The organism is Caloramator australicus RC3, from assembly GCF_000297115.1.
GTDB classification, from domain to species: domain Bacteria; phylum Bacillota; class Clostridia; order Clostridiales; family Caloramatoraceae; genus Caloramator; species Caloramator australicus.
On record NZ_CAKP01000136.1, the window covers coordinates 1 to 7,723 of the forward strand.

Consider the following 7,723-nt stretch of genomic DNA (forward strand, 5'->3'; position numbering starts at 1 on the left):
TTTTTATTAATACATATCTGGCATTCCGCCTGGCATTGGGTTATCCTTCTTTTCTGGGATGTCTGCAACAACAGCTTCAGTTGTTAAGAATGTAGCAGCAACTGATGCAGCGTTTTGAAGTGCTGATCTTGTAACCTTAGTTGGGTCAACTATACCAGCTTCTATCATGTTGATATACTTTTCATGTAGAGCATCGAATCCGATTCCTCTTTCGCTTGCCTTAACCTTTTCAACAACTACAGCTCCGTCGTATCCAGCGTTTTCTGCTATTTGTCTTAGTGGTTCTTCAAGAGCTCTCTTCACTATGCTGATACCAACCTTAACGTCAGATTCAGTTTCCTTTGCTTCAAGTTCAGCAACAGCAGGAATTACATTGATGTAAGCTGTTCCACCACCTGGAACTATACCTTCTTCTACTGCTGCCTTTGTAGCGTTTAGAGCGTCTTCTATTCTTAATTTCTTTTCCTTTAATTCTGTTTCTGTTGCAGCACCAACCTTTATAACTGCAACTCCACCAGCAAGCTTTGCAAGTCTTTCTTGTAATTTTTCTCTATCGAAATCTGAAGTAGTTTCTTCAATTTGAGCCTTGATTTGAGCAACTCTTGCCTTGATATCCTCCTTGTCGCCTCTTCCGTTAACTATTGTAGTATTTTCCTTTGTAACCTTTACTCTTTCTGCTCTACCGAGCATAGTTATGTCAGCATCTCTTAAATCTCTTCCAAGTTCTTCGGAAATCACTTGACCACCAGTTAAGATAGCAATGTCTTGAAGCATTTCTTTTCTTCTATCGCCAAATCCAGGAGCCTTAACTGCAACACAAGTGAAAGTTCCTCTTAGCTTGTTAACTACAAGTGTTGCAAGAGCTTCACCTTCAACATCTTCAGCTATGATAAGTAGCTTTCTTCCTTGTTGAACTATTTGTTCAAGAACTGGAAGAATGTCTTGGATATTTGAAATCTTTTTATCAGTTATAAGTATATATGGATCATCAAGAACAGCTTCCATCTTTTCAGCATCAGTTACCATATATGGACTTATATATCCTCTATCAAATTGCATACCTTCAACAACTTCAAGCTCTGTTCCCATTGTCTTTGATTCTTCAACAGTTATAACTCCTTCGTTGCCTACCTTTTCCATAGCATCAGCGATAAGCTGACCTATTTCTTCATCAGCAGCTGATATAGCAGCAACTCTTGCTATATCTTCTCTTCCCTTTACATGTTGTGAAATCTTCTTAATTTCTTCAACTGCAACATCAACAGCCTTCTTGATACCATTTCTTACAAGCATTGGGTTAGCACCAGCTGTAACATTCTTTAAACCTTCTCTTATTATTGCTTGTGCAAGTAATGTAGCTGTTGTTGTTCCGTCACCTGCAACATCGTTAGTCTTTGTTGCAACTTCCTTTACAAGTTGAGCCCCCATGTTTTCATATGGGTCTTGAAGTTCTATTTCCCTTGCGATTGAAACACCATCGTTTGTTATAAGTGGTGCACCGAATTTTTTATCAAGAACAACGTTTCTTCCCTTTGGTCCTAAAGTTATCTTAACAGTGTTAGCAAGCTTATCAACGCCTCTTTGCATCGCTCTTCTTGCTTCTTCACCGAACATTATTTCCTTTGCCATCCTAATCACCCCTTCAAGTTAATTATTCTATAACTGCAAGAATATCGCTTAAATTTAATATAGTATATTCTTCTCCATCAAGCTTTACTTCATTTCCTGAATACTTTGAGAAGATTACCTTATCACCAACATTTAAAACTACCTTGTCATCTCTGTTAACATCTGGACCGATGGCGATAACTTCAGCCATTTGTGGCTTTTCCTTTGCACTTCCTGGTAAAACTATACCGCTTTTTGTAGTTTCTTCAGCTTCAATCTTCTTGATAACAACTCTGTCACCAAGTGGTCTAAGTTTCATCGATACCCCTCCTTACGTGTATTTTTATTTTAATATATTGGTTACTATGTAATCTTCTTGTTAGCACTCACTCTTATTGAGTGCTAATCACACTTTTAATATTAAAGAATTGGAATAATATTATCAAATTTCTATTATTAAGGCATTTTATTAAAATATGCTTATATAAGAAATTATATTAATTTATCTTATTATTTCACTTATTTTCTTCATTTTGCTCATTTTCTGGTAGTATTCTAATCTCATTAATTTTTGTATAGTTCCTTATAAAGCTAAAATAATCCATTAGTATAGAAAATCTTGAATATCTAATATCTCGTTTAGTAAAGTCAATTGTAGAATTAATAATATTATTGGATATTTGATAACTAAACCCATCCCTTAGAATTACTTTCCTTGTTTTTTGATATCGCGCTAAAATATCTGAATTTAATTTATCAATGCTAATAGAAACAAAAACTTTACTTTTCCCTAATTTCAAAAGCTCCTCAATCCTATCCATGATATAGAGCCTTAATCCTTCATTTTTGTATTCTAAAAGCTCAACGGCATAGTCAAATTTTTTCCCCTTTATGCTTCTGCATATATAGTAATCTCCTAAAATTAAAAAGAACAACATTATTAATATTTGCCATTTAAATTTAAAATATAAATTAAAAATTGAAGAAAAGTAAATAAAGAAAGAAAAAGGAACTAATGTTAAATTGATATTATAGTCAAAAATTTCTAAGATCCTGTTTATTCTCTCATCCTTAAAAAGTAGATGAGTAAAATTTAATATATTTGATATTATAAAATAGTTTATTCCAAAGATGGATAAAAATAATTTAAAATCCCTTTGGTGGGTAACTAAAACAATAATAAAAGAATTTATCAAGGAAAACGAAAAATCAATAATTAAGTCCTTTTTTAGTCCAACTGAATACAAAAGATATTTGTATTTTAAAATATCTGTTTGAAGGTTATATAGTAGCCATTCCTTCCCATATAAAAATTCTTTAAAGTTAAACTCATAAATCAGATCCTTATTTAATACAAAAATCTTATCATCATAAACCTGAACATCCACAAAAGCATCCAATCCAAATTTTTGAGGATATATTATAGTAGAATTTTTCCCATCAAAATCATAAATTAATATCTTATCCTTTTTCCCCGTAATATGAAGGACAAAATTATTTTGGATAATAAAAATCTTGGCAATAATTTCATCCCTGCTTTTATAGTTAATATCCCACCCTTCAATTCGTTTGCCAAAATAGTTTATCTTTATAACTTTAAAATTATTATCCTTATCAAAACCAGCAATGTAAAGGTAATTATCCATAACCAAAAAGGTGCTGGTAAAAAGAAGGTCTGCAATATAAATATTCTTAACCTCATTAAGGTTTTGATTTAAAACCTTAATAACAGAAATATCCGAAACCCTTCCAAGGCAATAAAGGTAATTCCCATAAAAGTGAAAATCAAAGAATACTCCATCCAATAGAAGCCTTTTTTCTTCATCTGATTTTATGTAAACATCCGTTTTATTATCATAAACCCTATAAAATATCCGTATATTTTTTCTTACTAATCCAAAGCCATCCAAAACCTCTTCTATTACTTTTTTTCCATCCTCCTGACAGCAAAACAAACCCTCATGCTTATTGGGTTTATCGAAATAATATATCTTATCCTCATAGAAATCAAAGCTGGTTGGACAAATAGAATCTATTAGTTTAATTTTTTCCATAGATAGCCCCCCTTTTGGAATGCTATCTATAATTATTAACAAACTAAAAAAAATTAAACCCTCTTTTCCCTCGCATAATAAAAAAGATATTGCTGTGCAAAACCTGCTAAATCTCCAAATTTTTGCCTTCCAAAGTCTCTAATTCTTTTTAAACTCACATCAGGGGCAAGGTAAAACCTTTGCATTATCCTTTTAACCCAAACATCCACAGGAAAGGCGTCATACTTTTGCATTGAAAAGAGCAAGACACAGTCGGCAACCTTAGGTCCAACCCCCTTAAACTGCAAAAGCTTTTCCTGTGCAGCATCCGTATCAAGGGTCATTATTTCATCTAAACTTATATTTTCTTCGTATATTCTTTTAACAGCCTCATATATGTAAACTGCTCTAAATCCAGTTCCGCACTCTTCAAGCTCATCTATGGAGGCCTCCTTTAATTCTTCTATGCTGGGGAAAGAGTAAAATTCCATATCTTTAAATATAATTTTCTTTCCAAATCTTTTAGATATATTATCAACAGCTTTTTTAATCATGGGGATTCTATTGTTTGCTGAAATTATAAAGGATATCAAAGTTTCAAAGGGCTCCTGCTTTAAAAGTCTAATACCATATCCGTGTTCAACGGCCTCTTTTAAAACCTCATCCTCCCTTAGTCTTTCCTTTATTTTCCCATAGTCCCTATCAAGGTCAAAATACTTCCTCCAAAAGTCCTCATCCTCCTTTTTTCCTCCCTCTATATAAACGTCGCCATCTTTTTTATACACAAAAGCTACCCTTCCAGATACAACTCCTATATATCCGTTTTCATATTTATTCCATCTAAAGCATTGTCCACACTCAAATATATGTTCAGGCTCAAAATCCATAGCATTTTTTATAAATAACCCCTTATCATACTCTCTTAACTCCATGTCATCACCTCTTAACCAATTTCTCCTCCCTATTATACCTTATGACAAAAAAATAAACCAGGCAAACCTGGTTTATTTTAGCTTCTCCTTTATAATATTCCAAAGGCTTCTATCCTCCCATCCAAGGCTCCATGCTCCAGAACCAGCTAAATCATACTGTCTTATAAAATCAATTCTCCAAGCCATTGAAGTTTCATCCTCAAGCCATACTATATATTTGTATCCGTCTAAATTATATTCAATAACATTTTGCTTTGCCCTATCGTCAAAATAAACTTGTCCACCATATTGGTTCATAAGTTCATAAGCTTTTTTAGTTGTTATTGCCTGGGAGGATACCACAATATCTGTTGGTTTATTTGCGATGATCTTCATGGCATAGGATTTTGGGATATATCCTATTTTGCCGTCAGCTTCTATCTTATACCAGCTTGTAAGTTCCTCAATTAGTTTATACGAATTGCCTTTTGTTGTGGTTGCAATCTTGGTGCTACTTGTGTTTGCATTAACATAAATAGGAACGTTTGTTGAAGTAATAGCTACAGTAACATAGGGATTGTTTATCGTTACAGTTTTATAAAGTCTTAAATAAAAGGGAACACCAAGTATCAACTTTTCCTTAGGGATACCCAAATTTAATAACTCCTCAATAGACGACTTAACCCAAGGGAATGATCCTACAGAACCTGGAGTTTTTGATTCTGCAACATGTTCATCATAGGCCATTAATATCATATAGTCTACATAATTGATTAAAGCTAATCTATCATACCATTTTGACCATGTATCTGAAGTTGAAATCCTCGTAACGTCCACAGAAACAGCCATATTATATTTTTTAAGTTCAGATGACAAATCCTTTACAAAGGCAGTAAAAAGGTCTTTATTTTTCATTCCTAATGCCTCAAAATCTATGTTTATTCCATCCACATCATACTGCCTTGCAAGGGACACTATACTATCTATTACTTTTTTCTTATCGTAGGATTTGTAAATACCACATAGGCCCTTTCTGCATTAAACTCTGCAAATCTTGGCCAAACCTCATATCCATTCTTATGGGCTCTTTTTACATATTCCAAGTCGGCATTATCAGCCACATAAATGCTTGATGGGTTTTTATAATCCCCTTCAATATCAAACCAAGTTGGCGATAGGACATCAAGTCCTAATTGTGAAGATTTTATATTTACATAATCCGTATCTTCATCGTAGGTATAAATATTTTTTGATCTATTATAAACATACTGCCAAGCTAAAGTTATTTTCTTATTTGGAACATCATTTAATAATTCAACATTATCCTTATGGATATATCCGATTGAGCTACCCATTATTATTTTAAAATAATCGCCCTCTATTCCAAGAATTTTGTAAACTTCGTCCTTTAAAAGCATTCTATCGCTTTGAGTTCCATCGGTTTGCTTTAACATAAATATATCTTCTTTTATTTTGATATATCTTCCTACCAATGGATTTTCTTCTCTATTTGGAGTATAAACTGCAACATAATCCTTGTGAATATATCCCTTATTTGTTCTTAAAAAGCTTCCTGATGCCCCTATAATCGTTACAATATTACCTCTATAATACTTCCCAACAATTGGACTATTAAGGGAAGGTAACTTCCTTATATTTAATGTTGAACTCTTAACTATTACTTTATAACTTTTAAATGCTTGTCCACTATTTGAAGAATATATTTTTATATATTTTGAACTATTATAGACATATCCTTTATTAGTCTTAACAAAACCTCCTGACTTTCCAATAACGGTAAAAACTGTCCCCTTAGTATATTTCCCTACTACCTTTGAACTTAAACTTGGAAGACTTCGAATATTGACATAATTCGAAACGACCTGCATCTGATATGGCTTAAAAGTGGCTGCTTTTATTTTTAAGTTGCTAAATTGAAAAACCATTACTACTAAAATAAGAAAAATACTAGTTGTAACCCTTAATGTTTTCAATTGCTACATCCCCCTTAAAGATGCAATTTTTCGACAATTAGTTAAGTTTATTATAAAAAAAAATTGGGCCTTAATCAACGCCCAATTTTTTCCTTAAAAAGTTCCGCCTCATTAAGCCTGTAACTTAAAGTTAACAAGCTTTCACTTAAATGAACATTTTCAACTATAACATCGTCAGGAACATTTAAATCGGTTGGAGCAAAGTTCCATATTGCCTTGATGCCACATTTTACAAAAATATCAGCTATCTTTTGAGCCTGTTCCTTTGGAACACATATTATTCCAATATCCACATGGTTATTTTTCAAAAATTCTTCTAAATTATCAACATCCTGTATAACCTTATCCCTTATGCTAATTCCTATTAGTTTGGGGTTTCTGTCAAATATACCAACTAAGTGAAACCCTAACCTTTCAAAGTTTGTATAATTTGCAACTGCCTGGCCTATGTTTCCCGCTCCAACAATAACGGTATTATAATTTTTATTAAGCCCCAAAATTTTTCCTATCTCCTCATATAATGCCCTTACATTATATCCATAACCCTGTTGTCCAAAATCTCCAAAGTTATTAAGGTCCTGTCTTATTTGAGATGCTGTAAAACCGATTCTCTCTGAAAGCTCCTTTGATGAAATCCTCTCTACGTCATTTCTTAAAAGCTCTCCAAGATACCTGTAATATTTAGGCAATCTCCTTACTACAGCCATAGAAATCATCGTTTTTTTTCCCATATCATCACCTAACCTATTGTTTATAATTTAACACATAATTCTAAAAATTATAGCACTTTTATTTAATTATATAGCAAATTACATAGTGTAAAATTATTGTAGGACGAAAAAGGACAAAAAATTTAAAAGAGACAACCCCTGTGGTAAAATAAAAAGTGGAAAAAACACAAATCAATAAGGGGGTGTCTCTTTTGAATAATATTATACAACATGATATTATACAACAACATTTAATAAATTTCACTACTAAATTAATAAAAAATGTAGAAGAAATGCTGTCAAAAGAATGGGATTTTACAAAACTTGTTGAGGTAGTTAAAGAATCGACTGATGAACTTGGAAGGAATATAATAAAAGACTTTTTAGAAGAATTAGATAAAGCGATTAAAGAAGATGATAAGAGAAAAAAGGAATGGATAGTTGAAAGAAAAGACAAGAAAAGTATT

At 32.4% G+C, this 7,723-nt stretch carries 8 protein-coding genes; 1 reads left to right on the top strand and 7 read right to left on the bottom strand.

The window, feature by feature from the left end; all coding sequences use genetic code 11:
• Positions 1-6: 6 nt before the first annotated feature.
• The 7 genes from groL to CAAU_RS12550 form a co-directional block, all read right to left on the bottom strand.
• On the bottom strand, positions 7-1,629 hold the full coding sequence (gene groL, locus CAAU_RS12520) for a chaperonin GroEL (protein ID WP_008909804.1): 1,623 nt from the start codon (positions 1,627-1,629) through the stop codon (positions 7-9).
• A 22-nt stretch (positions 1,630-1,651) separates the two neighbouring features.
• Positions 1,652-1,927 (bottom strand): co-chaperone GroES, encoded by a 276-nt coding sequence (locus tag CAAU_RS12525; RefSeq protein ID WP_008909805.1) that lies wholly within the window; start codon positions 1,925-1,927, stop codon positions 1,652-1,654.
• A gap of 196 nt (positions 1,928-2,123) precedes the next feature.
• Positions 2,124-3,662, bottom strand: coding sequence for a hypothetical protein (locus CAAU_RS12530; protein WP_008909806.1), 1,539 nt, complete (start codon positions 3,660-3,662; stop codon positions 2,124-2,126).
• 53 nt (positions 3,663-3,715) lie between these two features.
• Positions 3,716-4,573 (bottom strand): DNA-3-methyladenine glycosylase family protein, encoded by an 858-nt coding sequence (locus CAAU_RS12535; RefSeq protein ID WP_008909807.1) that lies wholly within the window; start codon positions 4,571-4,573, stop codon positions 3,716-3,718.
• 72 nt (positions 4,574-4,645) lie between these two features.
• On the bottom strand, positions 4,646-5,527 hold the full coding sequence (locus CAAU_RS12540; protein WP_008909808.1) for a glycosyl hydrolase family 18 protein: 882 nt from the start codon (positions 5,525-5,527) through the stop codon (positions 4,646-4,648).
• 11 nt (positions 5,528-5,538) lie between these two features.
• The gene (locus CAAU_RS12545) at positions 5,539-6,546 is read right to left on the bottom strand and encodes an SH3 domain-containing protein (protein ID WP_008909809.1); all 1,008 of its coding nucleotides are present in this window, start codon (positions 6,544-6,546) and stop codon (positions 5,539-5,541) included.
• Positions 6,547-6,620: 74 nt separating this feature from the next.
• The gene (locus CAAU_RS12550) at positions 6,621-7,277 is read right to left on the bottom strand and encodes a redox-sensing transcriptional repressor Rex (RefSeq protein WP_008909810.1); all 657 of its coding nucleotides are present in this window, start codon (positions 7,275-7,277) and stop codon (positions 6,621-6,623) included.
• A 191-nt stretch (positions 7,278-7,468) separates the two neighbouring features.
• Between CAAU_RS12550 and CAAU_RS12555 the strand changes: the two genes are divergently transcribed.
• A partial coding sequence (locus CAAU_RS12555; RefSeq protein WP_040306717.1) for a UPF0236 family transposase-like protein occupies positions 7,469-7,723 on the top strand: 255 nt, incomplete at its 3' end.